The 16,217-nt window shown below is 54.3% G+C and carries 19 protein-coding genes; 7 read left to right on the top strand and 12 right to left on the bottom strand.

The window, feature by feature from the left end; translation table 11 throughout:
• The first annotated feature begins 19 nt into the window (after nucleotides 1–19).
• Complete coding sequence (locus tag M0646_RS08910; protein ID WP_149820066.1) at nucleotides 20–826, top strand: CPBP family intramembrane glutamic endopeptidase; 807 nt, start codon at nucleotides 20–22, stop codon at nucleotides 824–826.
• Here the strand turns inward: M0646_RS08910 and M0646_RS08905 are convergent.
• The 5 genes from M0646_RS08905 to M0646_RS08885 form a co-directional block, all read right to left on the bottom strand.
• Entirely contained in the window at nucleotides 798–2,126 is a 1,329-nt protein-coding gene (locus tag M0646_RS08905; protein WP_286649549.1) for a 16S rRNA (cytosine(967)-C(5))-methyltransferase, read from the bottom strand. The two genes, M0646_RS08910 and M0646_RS08905, sit on opposite strands and share 29 nt — an antisense overlap.
• Entirely contained in the window at nucleotides 2,117–2,575 is a 459-nt protein-coding gene (locus M0646_RS08900; RefSeq protein WP_286649548.1) for a DUF3531 family protein, read from the bottom strand. The genes M0646_RS08905 and M0646_RS08900 overlap by 10 nt, the downstream gene beginning before the upstream one ends.
• Entirely contained in the window at nucleotides 2,572–3,132 is a 561-nt protein-coding gene (locus M0646_RS08895) for a glutathione S-transferase family protein (RefSeq protein ID WP_206201204.1), read from the bottom strand. Before M0646_RS08895 ends, M0646_RS08900 begins: the two co-directional genes overlap by 4 nt.
• 93 nt (nucleotides 3,133–3,225) lie before the next feature.
• Nucleotides 3,226–3,861: a dethiobiotin synthase gene (gene bioD / locus M0646_RS08890; protein ID WP_286649547.1), complete on the bottom strand. Its 636-nt coding sequence runs from the start codon at nucleotides 3,859–3,861 to the stop codon at nucleotides 3,226–3,228.
• A 100-nt stretch (nucleotides 3,862–3,961) separates the two neighbouring features.
• Complete coding sequence (locus M0646_RS08885; RefSeq protein WP_149820056.1) at nucleotides 3,962–4,603, bottom strand: L-threonylcarbamoyladenylate synthase; 642 nt, start codon at nucleotides 4,601–4,603, stop codon at nucleotides 3,962–3,964.
• Between the two features lie 183 nt (nucleotides 4,604–4,786).
• On the opposite strand from M0646_RS08885, the gene M0646_RS08880 reads away from it, so the two are divergent.
• From M0646_RS08880 to M0646_RS08855, 6 genes are read left to right on the top strand one after another with little or no spacing between them, the layout of a single operon-like run.
• Nucleotides 4,787–5,770: an alpha-ketoacid dehydrogenase subunit beta gene (locus M0646_RS08880; protein ID WP_286649997.1), complete on the top strand. Its 984-nt coding sequence runs from the start codon at nucleotides 4,787–4,789 to the stop codon at nucleotides 5,768–5,770.
• A gap of 2 nt (nucleotides 5,771–5,772) precedes the next feature.
• Nucleotides 5,773–7,203 carry a protein translocase subunit SecD gene (secD, locus tag M0646_RS08875; protein WP_286649546.1) on the top strand — a complete coding sequence of 477 codons (1,431 nt, stop codon included), beginning with the start codon at nucleotides 5,773–5,775 and terminating at the stop codon, nucleotides 7,201–7,203.
• Nucleotides 7,200–8,153 carry a protein translocase subunit SecF gene (secF, locus tag M0646_RS08870; RefSeq protein WP_149820052.1) on the top strand — a complete coding sequence of 318 codons (954 nt, stop codon included), beginning with the start codon at nucleotides 7,200–7,202 and terminating at the stop codon, nucleotides 8,151–8,153. Before secD ends, secF begins: the two co-directional genes overlap by 4 nt.
• 6 nt (nucleotides 8,154–8,159) lie before the next feature.
• The gene (locus M0646_RS08865; RefSeq protein ID WP_286625396.1) at nucleotides 8,160–8,846 is read left to right on the top strand and encodes a phosphate ABC transporter permease; all 687 of its coding nucleotides are present in this window, start codon (nucleotides 8,160–8,162) and stop codon (nucleotides 8,844–8,846) included.
• 45 nt (nucleotides 8,847–8,891) lie between these two features.
• A complete protein-coding gene (locus M0646_RS08860) occupies nucleotides 8,892–9,614 on the top strand; it encodes a DUF3120 domain-containing protein (protein ID WP_286625395.1) in 723 nt (240 codons plus the stop codon).
• 44 nt (nucleotides 9,615–9,658) lie between these two features.
• On the top strand, nucleotides 9,659–10,426 hold the full coding sequence (locus M0646_RS08855; RefSeq protein ID WP_149820048.1) for an E3 ubiquitin ligase family protein: 768 nt from the start codon (nucleotides 9,659–9,661) through the stop codon (nucleotides 10,424–10,426).
• Nucleotides 10,427–10,433: 7 nt separating this feature from the next.
• Here the strand turns inward: M0646_RS08855 and M0646_RS08850 are convergent, their stop codons facing one another.
• The 7 genes from M0646_RS08850 to M0646_RS08820 form a co-directional block, all read right to left on the bottom strand.
• Complete coding sequence (locus tag M0646_RS08850) at nucleotides 10,434–10,760, bottom strand: hypothetical protein (RefSeq protein ID WP_149820046.1); 327 nt, start codon at nucleotides 10,758–10,760, stop codon at nucleotides 10,434–10,436.
• Nucleotides 10,761–10,904: 144 nt separating this feature from the next.
• Nucleotides 10,905–11,000 (bottom strand): photosystem I reaction center subunit XII, encoded by a 96-nt coding sequence (psaM, locus tag M0646_RS08845; protein ID WP_011056052.1) that lies wholly within the window; start codon nucleotides 10,998–11,000, stop codon nucleotides 10,905–10,907.
• Between the two features lie 105 nt (nucleotides 11,001–11,105).
• On the bottom strand, nucleotides 11,106–11,696 hold the full coding sequence (locus M0646_RS08840; protein WP_286649545.1) for a PepSY domain-containing protein: 591 nt from the start codon (nucleotides 11,694–11,696) through the stop codon (nucleotides 11,106–11,108).
• A complete protein-coding gene (locus M0646_RS08835) occupies nucleotides 11,693–12,850 on the bottom strand; it encodes a HAMP domain-containing sensor histidine kinase (protein ID WP_149820042.1) in 1,158 nt (385 codons plus the stop codon). Before M0646_RS08835 ends, M0646_RS08840 begins: the two co-directional genes overlap by 4 nt.
• Nucleotides 12,851–13,300 (bottom strand): hypothetical protein, encoded by a 450-nt coding sequence (locus tag M0646_RS08830; RefSeq protein WP_149820040.1) that lies wholly within the window; start codon nucleotides 13,298–13,300, stop codon nucleotides 12,851–12,853.
• Between the two features lie 117 nt (nucleotides 13,301–13,417).
• A complete protein-coding gene (locus M0646_RS08825; RefSeq protein WP_286649544.1) occupies nucleotides 13,418–15,838 on the bottom strand; it encodes a GH116 family glycosyl hydrolase in 2,421 nt (806 codons plus the stop codon).
• The gene (locus M0646_RS08820) at nucleotides 15,814–16,206 is read right to left on the bottom strand and encodes a Fur family transcriptional regulator (RefSeq protein WP_149820036.1); all 393 of its coding nucleotides are present in this window, start codon (nucleotides 16,204–16,206) and stop codon (nucleotides 15,814–15,816) included. The genes M0646_RS08825 and M0646_RS08820 overlap by 25 nt, the downstream gene beginning before the upstream one ends.
• Nucleotides 16,207–16,217: the final 11 nt, after the last annotated feature.

Raw genomic sequence — 16,217 nt, 5'->3', positions numbered from 1 at the left:
CGCTCAGTTTTGGCGGCAAATGATCCGCCGCCCCTTCTGGATTCGCATCTTTAGTTTTGCCCTAACGCTGGTGCTGCTGTGGCTGCCCATCGGCCTGAGTATCTATTTTCTTTGGGGTAAGGGCGGTGCTGCCAGCTTTGTCAATATGGGGCTGTTGTACCTCATCTTTATTCTCTTGCTGCGAGTCTGGGGACGGCGGGTATACCAACAGCGATCGCCCCTAGTGTTTTATGGCCTTAAGGGGGGGTGGAACTTTGGGCGGGATGCCCTGCTGGGCTGGCTGGCGGGGGTGTTTTTGGTTGCCCTGCTATTTCTCATCGAAGGACTTTTGGGCTGGGTAAGCTGGCAGGGGCTACCGGATCGCTTTGGGCTGCTGCTGTTGGATGGCGTCCTCACCGGTGTTGCTGTGGGCTTTGCTGAGGAATTGTTGTTTCGTGGCTGGCTGTTGCAGGAGCTAGAGCTAGAGTACCAACCATGGTTTGCCTTGGTGCTCAATGGCCTGATCTTTGCCGCGTTGCACTATCTGCATCCCTTGGAGGTCATTTTGGCCACATGGCCGCAGTTTTTCGGCTTGGCACTGTTGGGCTGGATTCTTGGTTTGAGTAAATGGATCTTTAGCGGACGATTGGGCTTTCCCATGGGACTCCACGGTGGCTTGGTCTGGGCTTATTTTGGTGTCAACGTGGGCAAATTGGTGAGCTATACGGGGGTAGCGCCAGAGTGGCTAACCGGCATCAATGGCAACCCAATCGCTGGCCTGATGGGGGTAGGTATTTTAATTCTGGTGGCTTTGGGGCTTAGCTACCGCGTCGCAACCGCACCATAAAAAAGCCATCCATATCATCCCGTTGCGGCCAGACGGTGATCCAGCCTGCGGGAGCTGCTTTTAGGGGAAAGTCTGCGGGGGGTGGTTCAATGTACCACTGGGGATGGTGAGCCAGAAAGTGCTGAATCTGGGCTTCATTTTCGGCTGGCTCTAGACTACAGGTGGCATAGACAAGCAGACCTTGGGGTTTCACCCAGTGGCAAACATTGGCTAAGAGTTGAGCTTGCAGGGGCACTAGTTCAGCCAAGCGTGTTCTCAGGGGTTGCCAGCGGCTATCGGCATGGCGGTGGAGGGTACCTGTACCGGAGCAGGGCACATCTAAAAGAACGCGATCGCCCATCGCTGCAAAATCCCCTGCCGTCGCACTATCAAGGGTGTGAATTTCAATGCTCTTCAGGCCGAGGCGATCGCGATTTTGCGCCAACTTCCGCAGGCGACTGGGGGTGCGATCGCAGGCAATGACGCGGCCTTGATCGGCCATCAACTCAGCAATATGCGTGGTTTTGCCCCCCGGTGCTGCACAGGCATCAATGACAACCTCACCGGGCTGCGGATCCAGCAGATGACTCACCCATTGCGCCGCCCGATCCTGAACCGACCAGTGACCTTCAACATAGCCGGGGAGTGCCGGCATAGCTTGGCCACAGTGGGGCAGGACGAGTCCTTGGGGCAAGTCGGGAATCGGTTTCAGGCTATAACCTGCTGCCTCAAAGTCAGCAATCAGTTGGTTAGTCGTTGTCCGCAATGGATTGAGGCGTAGATCGAGGCGAGGGGGTTGATTAAACCACTGACAGAGGGCAATGCATTCCTCTTGTCCTAAACGCTCCAACCAAGATGCAATCAGCTCATCGGGAAAGCTATAGCGACACCCCAGTTGGGAGACCAAGGGCAGGGGAGCAATGAGAGCCTCAAGGGGATCGCAGGTTGAACGGGTGTAACGGCGCAAAACGCCATTCACCAGCTTGGCAAAGCCGCCTAAACCCATCTCTTTGACCAGTTCAACGCTGGTGTCCACGGCAGCATGGGGGGGAACGCGATCCAGATAGCGCAGTTGGTAGAGGCCAAGGCGCAACACTAACTGTACCTTCAAGGGCGGCAGTTGCTGACAAAACCCCTGAACAAGGGTATCTAGGGTGCGCTGTTGGCGGATAGTCCCATAGACCAGTTCAGTGATCAGGGCGCGATCGCCTTCCTTGAGAGACCGCTGCTGCAACACCTGATGAAGTGCCACATCGGCATAGGCTCCCTTGGCCACCCGTTCTAGGGCATCGAGGGCAAGACGCCGCGCATTTAGTTCCACGCCGATTGTTCAATCATTTCCCGCTGTTCACTGGTGGCGATCGGCCATTCGGGGTTGTCACCGCCAATGACAAGCGTTTTTAAGGGTACATAGTCCTCACTAAATTGGCTGAGGGCATTAATCAGAACATCCAAGGCTAAAGCGTCACTGGTGCCCAAGTCAAACCAGCAGCGTGCCCAGCGATCGTTGTATTCAAACTCGCCCATATTGTGCATCACGGCCATCATCGAACTGTCAGCCTGGGCGCGATCGTACTCTAGGTGACTGAGGTCTAACCCCGTTTCCTGGACTTGCAGATTCTCAGCATTGAATCCCCCCAGCTTCCCGAGGAAAAACCACGAGTTAAAGACTTCCTCAAGGTACTGCTGCTCAACGGATGAAGGCGGTGCGGCAAATTCCACCCAAATCCATAAATCAAAGGGATCGACCTCACGAAAGATCACATTCATACCCCAGCCCCCAGTAAGCCTTTCTGGAATGCAGGCCGTTGTTGCAAGCGAGCCACGTAGTCCGCCACTGCAGGATAGGGACTCAAATCCACCTGAAAGAGCATCTGTAGATAGGCCAGCACTGACCCGAGGGCGACATCGGCAACGGAAAAGTCATTGCCGAGAATGTAGGATTGCCCCATGAGGGCGGTCTCAATGCCTTTGAGTAGTCGCGGCAGCTGGCGATCGCGCGTTTCAGGCGGAAACATTGCCTGTGTCAAGGTGGAATTGGCAAACAGCACCCACTGATAAACTTGGGCAGCGGCAGCCGCATCCTTGGGTAATTCACCGTGAACTTGGGCAAGATAAAGCAAAATCGCCCCCGATTCCCAGAGCACGACATCGCCATCAACAATCACAGGCACTTTACCCATGGGGTTGAGTTTGAGAAAGTCGGGCTGATGTTGCTCCCCGGCTTGTAGATCCATCAGCACAAATTCATAGGGAATTCCCAATTCTTCTAAATACCAGCGAACAATACTGGCGCGGGATTTAGCACCACCATAGAGCTTTAGCATAGGTCAGTTCAGCGATCTGTTGTGTCAATTAATCTAAGTCACTTTTATTATGCGCTTTGATCGGCCGCAAAATGATTTCTTGCCTCACAGTCCTCAACGCCAAAGCAGATGCAGCGGCCATTCGGCGACCATTTCCGCCAACTCCTCATTGGAGTGTTGACCACAGGGCAGCACCCCCAGCACGGGCACTTGGGTAAAACGGCTGAGAAATTCTGGTGGTGTCCACTGCGCAATATCCGTGTCGCTACAGGGGGTGACACAGTTGAGAATCAGACCGCGAATGTCCAGCTTGTACTGCCGCGCAAGGGCAATATTGGCAACAATTTGGGCGATCGCCCCCAAGCGCACCGTTGCCACCAAGACAATGGGCAACTTCCAAGCGGCTGCCAAGTCCGCCACCGTCCACTCCCAAGTCATGGGCGACCCTAGACCGCCAATCCCTTCCACTAAAAGGTAATCAAATCGCTGCTGAAGCTGCTGGTAGGTGTGCCACACAGAGGCTAAATCAATCGTGCGCTGTTCCAACTCGGCGGCAATGGGAGGCGCAAGGGGTGCTGCAAAACTGAGGGGACACACTTCACTGGCGGTTTGTTGTAGGGGCAGAGTTTGGCAGTAGTAGTCACCGTCTCCGATTTCGACCGCAGTACCGCTCTGCATTGGTTTGAGAATGCCCCAGCGTTCTTGAGGACGATAGCGATGGGCGTAAGACCACAGTGCCCGCGTGATCATCGTTTTGCCCACAGCGGTATCCACACCCGTAATCAGTAGGGACTGGCAATGCTGAGAAATAGTGACGCCCCCCTAACGCGAAAATGCTCAATCATTATATCTATTTCATTAAATGTGACGGCAAAATAATGTTGGGCAATATTGGTCGCAAGTCATCCACAGACACAGGGCCAAAGTTCATAATGGTTGGGTATTCAAGGGTGAAGTCCACGAGGGTTCCCCGCCGTCCATAGGCACAGCGCCCCCCATCCACAATCAGCGGCACTTGCTCGCCATAGTATTTTTGGGCGTCCTCAAAGCTGACAATGAGTTCCGTCCCCACTTTCACCGTTGCTGCCACCAAAAAGAAGGGCAAGGCACCCACGAGATCGTAGATAAAGCGATCGGGACAAGCGAGATAGACACAATCAAAACCCTGCATAATTTGTGGGTCTAGGTGGGGCTTGCCCTTGACAATCATAGTAACGGGGTAGGGAAAGTGAGCCAGCAGGGTTTTTGCCTCTTGGGAGAGGTCTGCCACTTCAGCCGCGCGATCGCCCCGGGTGAGAATGGCTAAGGGCTGTTCCGTACTAAAGTGCTTGAGACGACGCAGCTTTGCGATCGCCCTTGGACTCGTGCCGTTGACGACAAAGCTATAGACCGTGGCCATGGGCAGAATAATGACATGATCCTGCTGCAAGTGGGTTTGAATGGTTTGAAAGCTGCGAGTATCAGCGGGGAGCGATCGCGCCAAGGTGGTCATGTTTGGTACTCCGAAAATCATTAGGCGGTAAATGTGCCCTTGATCTCTAGTCTATGCTCAATAGGTTTTAGGGGGAGTTGAGAATAGATTGCGTTTAATGATGAGTCTGATAAGCATGATCGCAAGCGGTGCAGTTTCAACTACCCTAGGAAATAGTCCTTAATGAGTGTATGCCGCGCAACCATGGCCGAGACCTTCATGTTTAATGCCCTTCGTGCTGCCATTGATGAAGAAATGGAGCGTGACCCCACAGTGTTTGTGCTGGGGGAAGATGTGGGACATTATGGCGGCTCCTACAAAGTCACCAAAGACCTCTACAAAAAGTATGGTGAACTGCGTCTATTGGATACCCCCATTGCTGAAAATAGCTTTACCGGCATGGCGATCGGGGCAGCAATGACCGGCTTGCGTCCCATTGTCGAGGGCATGAACATGGGCTTTTTGCTCTTGGCCTTCAATCAAATCGCCAACAATGCTGGCATGCTGCGCTACACCTCTGGCGGCAACTTCAAAATCCCGATTGTGATTCGCGGTCCCGGCGGTGTTGGCCGGCAATTGGGGGCAGAGCACTCGCAACGTCTTGAAGCCTACTTTCAAGCAGTCCCCGGATTAAAAATTGTTGCCTGCTCAACCCCCTACAACGCCAAGGGCTTGCTCAAATCGGCGATTCGCGATCCCAACCCAGTGCTGTTCTTTGAGCATGTGCTCCTGTACAACCTCAAGGAAGACCTCCCCGAAGAGGAATACCTGCTGCCCCTCAATAAAGCTGAGATAGTCCGCAGTGGCGAAGATGTTACCATTTTGACCTACTCGCGGATGCGCCACCATGTGCTGCAAGCGGTGAAAACCCTTGAAAAAGAGGGCTACGACCCCGAAGTGATTGACCTGATTTCCCTAAAGCCTTTGGACTTTGAGACAATTGGTGCCTCGATTCGCAAAACCCATCGCGTGGTGATTGTCGAAGAGTGTATGAAGACGGGGGGCATTGGTGCTGAACTCTCAGCCTCGATCATGGAACGCTACTTTGACGAACTGGATGCCCCTGTGATCCGCCTTTCCTCCCAAGATATTCCCACCCCCTACAACGGTACCCTAGAGAATCTCACAATTGTGCAACCGCCCCAAATTGTAGCGGCCGTGCAGAAGCTGGTGCAGGGACAGGTTTAACCATGGGAAAATATCGCGGCTGGCTGATTGCCATTTTGGTGTTGCTGATGGCCGCCACGTGGGTCATTGTGCGCACACCGGCTCGACTGGGCTTAGATCTGCGGGGGGGTGCCCAACTGACGTTGCAGGTGCAAACAACGGATAAGGTGCCCCAAATTACGCCCCAAGTGCTGGCGGCAGTGCAAGGGGTGGTGCAACGGCGGATTGATGGCTTGGGTGTTGCCGAAGCTGTGGTGCAAACTGCTGGGGATGACAAGCTCTTGGTGCAATTGCCGGGGGTCACCGATCCTCAGCAGGCGGAACGGATTCTCAAGGGGACGGCACAACTGCTCTTTGCCGCCCAGAAGCCGGGCACAGAGGCTCAATTGCAAATTGAGCGGCAACTTCAGTCGCAACTGCTCTTGGAACAGGCGCAACTCTTAGCGGAGCAGGCTCAAAATGCCAATCATCCTGATGCCCTGAAGGAGATTGAGGCAAAGCTGGCCAAAAACCGTGAATCCCTTGAAAAAAGCCAGCAGGCGATCGCCCGCCTCTTCACGCCCTCGGATTTGACAGGCGCAATGCTCAGGGAAGCCTTTGCCAGTCCCGTCGCTCCGGGATCCCCGAACTGGAGTGTGATTGTCCGTTTTGACAGCCAAGGGGCTGAACTTTTTGCCCAACTGACCAAGGAGATTGCTGGCACGGGGCGCAGTCTGGGGATTTTTCTTGACGATCGCCTGATTAGTGCGCCAACGGTGGCGGTGGAATATGCAGAAACAGGGATTGTTGGCGGCAGTGCAGAGATTTCCGGTGGCTTCACTGCCCAAACTGCCAATGATTTAGCCATTCAGTTACAAGGGGGGGCGCTGCCCGTTCCCCTCGAGGTGGTGGAAAACCGCACGGTGGGGGCTTCGCTGGGTCAAGATAGCATTCGCGATAGCCTCTATGCCGGTTTGGCGGGCTTGGTGCTGGTGCTGATCTTTATGGTGGCCTACTACCGCCTGCCGGGATTGATTGCCGACATTGCCCTGATTCTCTACGCCATCTTTACCTATGCAGCGTTTCTGCTGTTTGGGGTGACGCTGACACTGCCGGGGATTGCGGGCTTTATTCTCAGTATTGGTATGGCGGTGGATGCCAATGTGCTGATTTTTGAGCGCACCCGCGAGGAGTTACGGGCAGGCAAAACCCTCTACCGTGCCGTTGAATCGGGGTTCGATCGCGCCTTTGCCAGTATTCTCGATAGCAATGTCACCACCTTGATTGCCTGTGCTGCCCTCTTTGCCTTGGGGACAGGGTTTGTGCGCGGTTTTGCTGTGACCCTTGCCATCGGCATTGGCATTAGTATGTTTACGGCTCTCACCTGTAGTCGCACGTTCTTGTTTTACGCCATTAGCATTCCCAGTCTACGTAAGCCCAATTGGTTCTGTCCAAAACTGGAGAGCTTTCGATGAGCTTTAGTGTCAATCGCCAGCGATCGCTCTGGTGGGGTTTATCCCTAGTAGTCATTCTCAGTGGCCTTGTGGCAATGGCCATCTCTTGGGTGTCCCTAGGAAGTCCCCTGCGCTTGGGCTTGGATTTTATCGGTGGCACACGGCTGCAATTTGAACTGGCCTGTAGCGCTATGCAGACCTGTTCTCAGCCGATTGATATTGATGTGGTGCGTCAAGTGCTTAATCAGCAAGGCCTAGGCAACAGCAGTCTGCAAATTATTGATCAGTACGGGGTGAGTATTCGGACGGTACCCCTCGATGTGGATCAGCGCACTCGCCTCAGTGCTGCCCTCACGCAGAAAATTGGTGACTTTGACCCCCAGAAAACGCAGATTGAGACCGTTGGCCCTACCCTTGGCGAAGAAATCCTGCGATCGGGGTTGCTGGCGCTTTTAGTGTCGTTTATTGGCATTACGATCTATCTCACGCTGCGTTTTCAGTTTGACTATGCCTGTTTTGCCCTTGTCGCCCTTGTCCACGATGTGTTGGTGACCACGGGGGTGTTTGCCATTTTGGGACTCGTGGCAGGGGTGGAAATTGACAGTCTCTTCATTGTGGCGCTGCTCACCATCATTGGCTTTTCTGTGAACGATACGGTGGTGATCTACGATCGCGTGCGAGAAACCCTGAAGCTCTACCCTGATCTCGGCATTAAAGAGGTGGTGGATCAGGCAGTGGTGCAAACCCTTGGCCGCTCGATTAATACCACCCTAACGACCCTGCTGCCATTGATTACCATCTTCATCTTTGGCGGCGACACGCTGCGCTACTTTGCCCTAGCGCTGATCATTGGTTTCACGACGGGAGCCTACTCCAGTATTTTTATTGCCAGTACCCTCCTTGCTTGGTGGCGCGATCGCCAGCCGCCTCGTCCCGCCACGAATACACTGGAGACAACGCCTACGCCCTAACTGGTTGTGCTCATTCCCCTCACCCAAGAAAAAGTCCGTCAATTGGTGCCACTGGTGGCCACGGGTTCCCAGTATCGCTATGTTTGGGGCAAACTTCAGGACTTTCTACGACGCTTAACCTTCTCTGTGGTAGCGGTGGCCATTGTTGCTTTTGGGTTGAATTTTTTAGGGGATAGCACCCAACTGGTTTTGGGTCTGATTGCAGGTCTCTATTGGCTCTGGGCACCGGCAGTGTTGGCCTCATTTCGCAATCGTCGCCATCGGCGGTTTCCCTATGGGGGTTTTTGGCGCGGGCGCGTCTTGGATGTCTATGTCACCGAAGAGCTAATCGGTAAAGAGGAAACCGTTGACGACAAGGGGCAATTGGTGATTATCGAGAACCGTGAACGCTGCTTGAATCTGGAGATTGGTGATAAAACCGGCTTTGAAACCAGAGTGCAGGCCAAGTTACTGCGTCAACATCGAGGGATTCGCCCCGGCGATGCAGCGGAAATGCTGGTTCTCTCCCGTCGTCCTGATCTGGCAGAGATTGAACTGATTTCTGAAGTTTTCCTGCCCCGCCATCGCCTCTGGATTGGCACCTACCCCATTTTGCAGCGGGATGCCTTTATTGATCTATCAGAAACACTGCGGCGCAAAGCGCGTTCAAAAGCCCCTCGGCGATCGCCCCGACCACGACGTTCCAGCCTGTGATACCTTAAAGGAAAGAAATAAAAGTTAACAATTCCTGATATTCCCTTGACTGCTCTTACGTCCCCCTCGGTTTTTCCTGCGCTGCGCCTTGGCTCACGTCTGGCTTGGTTCCTTTTTGGCTTTGCTGCCTTCTTGGTGTCGGTTCCCGTGTTTATTGAAGCGCCCCTCGTGCGGACACAGCCTTGGCTGAGTTTGGCTCTGACGCCGCTGCTTCTAGGCCTCAGTTTCTATCTCCAGCGTCAATCCCACTGCCGCTATTGGGGGGAGATGCTCTATGGATTTAGCTGGTGCTGGGGGGCAGGGTCGCTCTACTGGGGGTGGTTGCGCTGGGAACCCCTGTGGCATTTGCCCATTGAGGCGCTCCCCATTCCGCTCATGCTCTGGCACCTACGGCAGCGGCAGCAACTGGTGGGGGTGTTCTTTTTTTTGGGGTCTTTTCTGGGCACGGCCATCACCGATGCCTACTTTTACCTCATTGATGTGATTCCCCATTGGCGTGCGATTATGTACCTCGAAGGAGATTTGATCTCCGTTCAGGAGATGCTGGGGCAGGCGATCGCCCAAGCCCAAACCTTTAGTGGCCAGGTGTGGGGGGTTCTCTTGAGCCTGAGTTTACTCCTCATTGGTCTATTGCCCCTCTTTGAATCTCAGATTCGCCGTGGCTATCCCGCTGTCTTGCCCGTGTGGGGATTTATGGGCGCTGTCTTAAGTACACTCGTTGTTGATGGTCTCTTTGGCCTCACCATTGGTTTATTATCCTTGAGTTAAGACAGTTCTCTCTAAAACCATCAGAGAGGAATTGAGCGCCAGTCATGGGGGTTATTGCTCACCTTTGCTTAACGGGGTCGGCCTTTCTCTTTGCCCTTGAGGGCTATTATCGGCTGAAGTTAAAGGCAATGAAGGTGGCCAACCCTAGCTCTATTCGTGAGTTACAGCAATGCCAGCAACAGGTGGCTCAGGAAATCGGTAGCGGCAGTTGGCGCGAGTACGTGCAGGTGGTTGGCCAAGTCACCACGTCTCAACCCTTGCTCTCGGAAGTGAAGCGTATTCCCTGTGTTTATTACAAAACAATCATCAGCCGTGAGTATGAAAAAGAGGGGAGCGATCGCCACAATCGTCGAGAACGCCAGTCGGAAATTATTGGCCGCCATGAGCAGTCAACCCTATTTTTTCTGCGAGATCATCAGGGGGAAATTGAGGTAAACCCCCTCGGCGCTGAGATTGAAGCACTGCAGGTCTTAGACGAACTGCGGCCTGCGGATAAACCCCATTCCTTTGCCTTCTCCTTGGGGTTCTTGTCATTGAATTGGCGGTTTGGTAGCACGACGACGCTGGGTTATCGCTATCAGGAGTGGGTGCTGCCCTTGGGGCAACCTGTTTCAGTGGTGGGCATGGCCTCGGATCAGGGGGGGATACTCCGCCTGCAAAAGCCACAAAAGCGGGGACAAAAATTCATCATTTCCTTGAGTGTTGAGGATCAACTTAGCCAGCAGTACAAGCGGCAAAAACGGAAAATGACCTATGCGTCCCTCAGTGCTGCCCTCTGTGGTGTCTGTGGTTTAGTCTTGGCCTTGTTTTAGGCTGGGCTTAGTCCGGTTCTTGCTTGGGGTTTTTAGGTTGTACCCAGATGATCCGCCGCTGATTGGCAGCAATTAAATTGGCCTCCTCTTGGGCAATGCGCTGCCGTGCTTGGGGTTGGCGATCGCGCTCCTGTTCCAGTTGCAATTCCTTAACTCGTGCCTCCAGCTGCGCCACTTCTGCTTCGAGGGCATGGAGCTTTTGCAGTTGACTGAGTTGATAGGGCACCAGCTTGGCGATCGCCCCTAGGGCAAAGGCGAGCAGGATCAGATTCACTGCAATTTTGGCACCCGCTTCCCAAGCGATCGCAGGAATTTTTCGAGGAGAGTGAACCATGACTAAACCATGAACGGCGAGTTGTCTATCAGTATAAAAAGAAAAAAGCAGCCCCCCTGTCTTAGCAACAACATCGGGAACCGCCTGATAAATTTTAGTTTGGAGAAATGACGTTATGCAGCCAGTTAGCGATAACAGGTGCAACTACTTGTACAACTCAGTGGACAGCCGAAATGCCAACACCGCAGGCAGCAGCGCAATCACAAGGGCAACGTAAACTTGGGTATCGGTCAGCGCCATGAACAACTCCTTTGTGGAATAACAGTCGCGATCAAGTGCTGTATTTATTACTCCATAGGCGCTTACCTTTGGCAACGCCTGCTCATAGTTTGTAACATTTCGCAGCTAGGTCTCCGGGGTCACCCTAGGACGCCAGTGGGGCAGCCGTCGCAGGAGAGTCAGCATCGAGAGTCCCGTGGCCAGAAGTGTCAGCAAACTCAGACCCACCAAAAGAACATAGAAGGGACGCCCCACCTCGCCCCAATAGGTTCCCTGATGCAGGCTCAGGAAAATCGCCGCCTGTTCTTTGGAGAGGCCAAACCAGTTGCGGCCAAGGCGATAGGCTATTCCCGTCGTGGCACTCACGAGCAAGGGCAATGCTGCAATGGCAGCCAAAAGATGATGCAGCCGCCGTGCTGACCACTGCGCAGGCAGCGATCGCCCCCACAGGAGACCCAAACCCGTGGCAATGATTCCCAGCAAGCCTAAACCAATGACCAATACATAGAGCGGCACGCCCCATTCCCCCAGATAGCGGCCTTCATGAAGGGTCATCATCGCCCGCCCAAAGTCTTTAGATAGCCCAAACCAACTGCGTCCAAGACGATGGGCGATTCCCGTTGTGGCGGAGATCAATAGGGGTAGGGCAAAGATCGCCACAAGGAATTGATGCCCCTGACTGCTGATTTTGGCGAGGCGCTGTTTCAGAGCACTCATCGTTCCACCTTCATTGGCAAGGGAATTGTCAACGTAAAGGCCGTACCGCGATCGCCCTCGTAGGGACTGGTGACCCGCAGACTGAGACCATAGGGACGCAGCAGATCTTGAGCAATTGCTAAGCCAAGGCCACTGCCCTCAATCCCACTGTCGGCTTGAATCCCGCGGTAGCCCCGTTCAAAGAGGCGCGGCTGCACCTCCAGAGGAATTCCACAGCCGGTATCCCAAACCGTTAACTCTAAACCTGCAGCTGTGGGGGTCAAGTGCAGACCAATCGTGCCGCCTTTGGGGGTGTACTTAAAGGCATTGTCTAGCAGATTCCCCACCACCTCCGGAAGCACCCGTTCCTCTAGCCAGATCGGGGGGAGTTGGGGTGGCATTTCGACCACAAAGGTTTTGCCTTCCATTTCCGCACGGGCTTGGGCGGCGGTGATCAGCGGCGAGAGGGTTTCAACTAGATCGAGGGGTTTACCCGCAAGGGGTAGGGGCTGGCTGCCCGTGAGGACGGGAATATCGTTGCCCTGTTGGCGATAGTCCTCCAACAATGCCATGAGCCGCTCTGTTTCCTTGGCAATGCCTTCGGCGAGGGGGCGCCCCTGGTGATCGGGTTCCAACCGTTTGAGCAGGAGCTTGACAAAGGTGCGAATGGCGGCCACGGGATTGCGCAGTTGATGGAGCAGGTCATCAAAGCGCTGTTGCTGCTGATCCAGTGTGCTAGCAGGGGAGTGGCTGAGCCATTGTTGCCGTTGATCCAAGACGCAGGCGATCGCCAGTGTTTGCGCCACCTGTTGCAATTGTGCCTGCTCTGCCGCCAGCCAAGGACGGTGTTGCCGCTGCGCCACCAGTACCCCCAAGACCCAATTTTGGTACATCAGGGGCAGGATCAGTTGATTGGCCAAGGACGAGACGACCTGTTGAGGGCGATGGCTTAACGGGGTCTCTGCTGCTTGCGTTGGCGGTGGTAGGGTTGGGGGAAACGGTAAGCTCAGGGGGGGTGCCGCCTCTGGATAGACAGCAACGGGAGACCATGAGGGGGAGTCGTTAAGGGTTTCACTCAGATAGACCGCCAGTGAAGAGGCACCCAAGCTGTTAACAACGAGTTCTAATTGGGTACGACAGAGGGCAGCAAATTCTTCACTGGCTGGCCAGAGCATCTAGGCAGTAACCCCGGAGTGACTCGACGATTGTGGAAGCAGCGCTTGAAAATCACCACTCCCCTTTGTATATTCTTCCAGCAATTGCTTTTCAATGGGAAGCAGGTTGGGATCCGGGTCAGCCTCCTGTTCTTTGAGGGTTTCTTCAATGAGTCCCATCTGCTCCTCTGCTTCAGCAAGGGCACTGAGCAGTTCTTCATTGATGGGGGCATTGCCGTTTTGACTCACCAGCAACTGGTAGCGATCGCGCAGGTCGTTGAGTTCCCGCTGCAGGGCTTCTTTTTCAGCAACGAGTTGCTCACTCATCTGCTTGTAATATTTGAAGGCCATCAAAAAGGGGACGAGCTTTTCCCGCAGCGTCATGTGGTCAATATCGAGTTTGGTATAGCGTTCTGCCAGTTGGCTATAGGCTTGGCACAGACGTAGGTAACGTTGGCTGAGGTTATCCATAGGTTATCTAAAGAAGTGGCTGTTGACGCGCTACCCACTATCATAGACGGGCAGCCCATTGGTCACCATTGTCGCGGCTTCACAAATTGAAACAATGTAAAATAGATTACAAAACTTTTAGGTGGCTCGTGATCCCCGGCTGACGAGAGCCAGTGCCCAGATGGCCATGGGTCGCAGATACATACAGGCACGGAACGTCCCATTGGCCGTAATCGCCTCCGGTGTACGAAATTGCAAACCATTGTCGTAGACTTGGCGGACAACTACTTCGGCTAAATGCCATGCTTCGCGGGTCATACCCCGCAGCCACAAAAAAGCGGCCAAGCCAAAGTTAATCCCTGTCCAGACTTCAAGGGGATGGGTAGCGTGGGGGTTTTCGGGTTGACCATTGGGCAATAAACCATTGGCGGCACCCAACTGGCCATTGTGAAATTCGAGAAAACAGGTGTCGTAGATTTTTCGCAGGGCGCGATCGCAACAGTCTGGGGGCACAATATCCGCCAAACCCAAGAGTTGGGCATAGAACTGACCACAGAGCTGATCCGCCATGATCACATCGGAACCACTGCCGGTATCAAGACGGTAGTACTCGCCATTCCACAGCAGTTGATGGTAGCGGGGGCGAGCTTGCTTGAGCCACTGGCGGTAGGTCTCCACCTGCGGTTGTTGGAGAATCGTGCCGAGGGCGATCGCTGCCTCGAGGGCTGCCAACCACAAGCCACCACAGTAGGCACTGACCCCCTGTAGCTTCCAGTCATCGTAGGTTTGATCCGGGGCACCGCCATTTTCTGGCAGGCCATCGCCATCGCGATCAAATTGTTTCAAATAGGCCAAGGCCGCCACCACTGCCGGCCAGCACTCGCGCGCAAACTCGAGATCCGTCTGCCCAGTAAACAAAAAGTCGCGATAGACCAAAAGGACAAAGTCAGAAGCTAAATCCTTCCAAAGATTGCAGTCCTGATAAGCAGTGTAGTTCGTCCTTTCCCAAGGATGCTCATTGGGCGCACCGAGATCGTGGGGCACGGCATTGGCCAGTTTGCGAGGGGCTTTGTAGGCGGTTTCGGGGTCACCGCGATAGAAGTAGCCAATGATTCTCCGGGTGGGATCAGCGGTGGGAATCGCCCGCGCAAAGGCACGCATTACGGATTTTTCCAGTTCTGGCCACAGTTGCAGCAGGGCAAAGGAGCCATAGAGCCGCACATCCAGACTTTCATACCAGCGGTAGTCAAGGCATTCTAGAACGGCGAACTGCCCCACGGGGTCGCGATCGCTGGCGGTACTCCAAAGAGTTCCACCACTACTGAGGACGTATAGCTCATTGCACAGAGCCATCTTGAACCAGTCGGGCCAATCGGGGTGGGTGAGAATTGGCGCTTGCCAAGTGCGAATCTGCTGTTGCCATTCCTTGTAATGCTCTAGGCCACGGGCGGCAAGGGTGATAGCATTGGTGCCACTGCGATCGCAAAAATCCGTGTAGCGACGGTAATAGATCACGCCCTTGCCAAACTCAGTCACAGGAAAGTCCCACGCCAAGACCACGGGAATTTGTTTTGTTTCCCTAGGTGCCAAGGCAAAGCGCACCGCAAAGGCGGCGGCCACCTGTTCTCCCGCTGCCGCTGGGGTTGGATCATTGACAATTGGTAGGGAACCATCCCCCAAAAATGATTGCCACAGTTGTGCCCCATCCCCCTCTGGCTGCCAGCGACTACAGCCAAAAAACTCACCAAGGCCTGTGGGAACCAATGCTGCCCATTCACCATCGCCTTCTTGGGGTGGGTTCGGGTGGGGCGTACGGCGCAGTCGCCAACCTTGGTAGAACTCTGTTTGAATCAGTTCATTAAAATTGCCGTCACTTTGACCCCAAGGGGGCGTGTAGGTATAGACGGGGCTGCCATCATCGCGGATTTCAATGGCAGAGGAAGGGGTGGTATTGCGAAACCAACCGACGGTATTTTGCCATGAAAACATCAAGCTGAGGGTGAGGGGCTGATCCGTGGGATTGCTAAACGTCCACAGAAACACTGCCACGGGGTAACTGGTTTCTTGGTAGTTGTGGGGCAGAATCGGTGAAAACTGTTCGCAGGTGATCTCAGCCTTAAAGACCCCCTCATAGACAAACCAACTGCGGGGATAGCGGGCAGCGTAGATACCTTTGCCAGCCGGATACCATTGCCAAGTGCTGAGGCGGCCATCGCTAGGGGGAGTCCCTAGGGCATAGGCCTGTGTCTGCTCTCCCTGCTCAAAAAGACTAAATTGACAGGCCGCTAGGGTGCCAAAAATGTGCTCTCCGCCGTCAATATGCCAGAAATTAAAATCCCCAGCAGAAGAACGGCCAATGCAACCTGCGCCAAACCCCCCCAGCGGCATGCCATGCCAAGGGCCATCGTCTAAATTGCTGGCATAGCGAACGCGGTAGGGATTTTCCCAGCCTTGGGCGATCGCCCGTGTCCAGGTACAGTTGGCAAATTCAATCACACCACTTTCCGAAGACGCGCCTGATCCAGAATACCGCTTCAGCGCTGCGCCATCACTTGGCACTTGGCACAAAGACCGAAAAACTCAAGGGTATGGTAGAAAATCTCAAAATGGTAGGACTGTTGTAGCTCAGCTTCTAAGTGCTGGACTGGGCAGCAGTTAATCTGAATCGATGCCCCACAGTGCAAACAGGTGAGGTAGTGTTGATCCTGCTGCACGAGGCTATAGACCAATTCGCCACTGGGCAACGCCCGTGCTTGCACCTCACCATTGATGCGCAGACTATCGAGGGTGCGATAAACCGTTGCCAGTCCTAGGGGAGTTTGCCGCTGCCGTAGTTCCAAAAATAGTTCCTGTGCCGAGAGCGCTCGGCCACTGGCTCTAAGGGCATCGAGAATAATGACTTGGCTACGGGTGCGTCGCGGCGGCATAGCAATAGGAC

Origin of the sequence: Thermosynechococcus sp. B3 (assembly GCF_030323045.1) — a bacterium.
GTDB lineage: Bacteria > Cyanobacteriota > Cyanobacteriia > Thermosynechococcales > Thermosynechococcaceae > Thermosynechococcus.
Note: the sequence above shows the minus strand (reverse complement) of the source record. Positions and strands in the feature narration are given on the sequence as shown.

What these genes read in the sequence shown, in the direction of transcription:
- M0646_RS08910 (WP_149820066.1), top strand. Translation starts at nt 20, where the DNA reads ATGATCCGCCGCCCCTTCTGGATTCGCATCTTTAGTTTTGCCCTAACG.
- M0646_RS08900 (WP_286649548.1), bottom strand. Translation starts at nt 2,575, where the DNA reads ATGAATGTGATCTTTCGTGAGGTCGATCCCTTTGATTTATGGATTTGG.
- M0646_RS08895 (WP_206201204.1), bottom strand. Translation starts at nt 3,132, where the DNA reads ATGCTAAAGCTCTATGGTGGTGCTAAATCCCGCGCCAGTATTGTTCGC.
- bioD (WP_286649547.1), bottom strand. Translation starts at nt 3,861, where the DNA reads ATGATCACGCGGGCACTGTGGTCTTACGCCCATCGCTATCGTCCTCAA.
- M0646_RS08885 (WP_149820056.1), bottom strand. Translation starts at nt 4,603, where the DNA reads ATGACCACCTTGGCGCGATCGCTCCCCGCTGATACTCGCAGCTTTCAA.
- M0646_RS08880 (WP_286649997.1), top strand. Translation starts at nt 4,787, where the DNA reads ATGGCCGAGACCTTCATGTTTAATGCCCTTCGTGCTGCCATTGATGAA.
- secD (WP_286649546.1), top strand. Translation starts at nt 5,773, where the DNA reads ATGGGAAAATATCGCGGCTGGCTGATTGCCATTTTGGTGTTGCTGATG.
- secF (WP_149820052.1), top strand. Translation starts at nt 7,200, where the DNA reads ATGAGCTTTAGTGTCAATCGCCAGCGATCGCTCTGGTGGGGTTTATCC.
- M0646_RS08855 (WP_149820048.1), top strand. Translation starts at nt 9,659, where the DNA reads ATGGGGGTTATTGCTCACCTTTGCTTAACGGGGTCGGCCTTTCTCTTT.
- M0646_RS08850 (WP_149820046.1), bottom strand. Translation starts at nt 10,760, where the DNA reads ATGGTTCACTCTCCTCGAAAAATTCCTGCGATCGCTTGGGAAGCGGGT.
- psaM (WP_011056052.1), bottom strand. Translation starts at nt 11,000, where the DNA reads ATGGCGCTGACCGATACCCAAGTTTACGTTGCCCTTGTGATTGCGCTG.
- M0646_RS08840 (WP_286649545.1), bottom strand. Translation starts at nt 11,696, where the DNA reads ATGAGTGCTCTGAAACAGCGCCTCGCCAAAATCAGCAGTCAGGGGCAT.
- M0646_RS08835 (WP_149820042.1), bottom strand. Translation starts at nt 12,850, where the DNA reads ATGCTCTGGCCAGCCAGTGAAGAATTTGCTGCCCTCTGTCGTACCCAA.
- M0646_RS08830 (WP_149820040.1), bottom strand. Translation starts at nt 13,300, where the DNA reads ATGGATAACCTCAGCCAACGTTACCTACGTCTGTGCCAAGCCTATAGC.
- M0646_RS08820 (WP_149820036.1), bottom strand. Translation starts at nt 16,206, where the DNA reads ATGCCGCCGCGACGCACCCGTAGCCAAGTCATTATTCTCGATGCCCTT.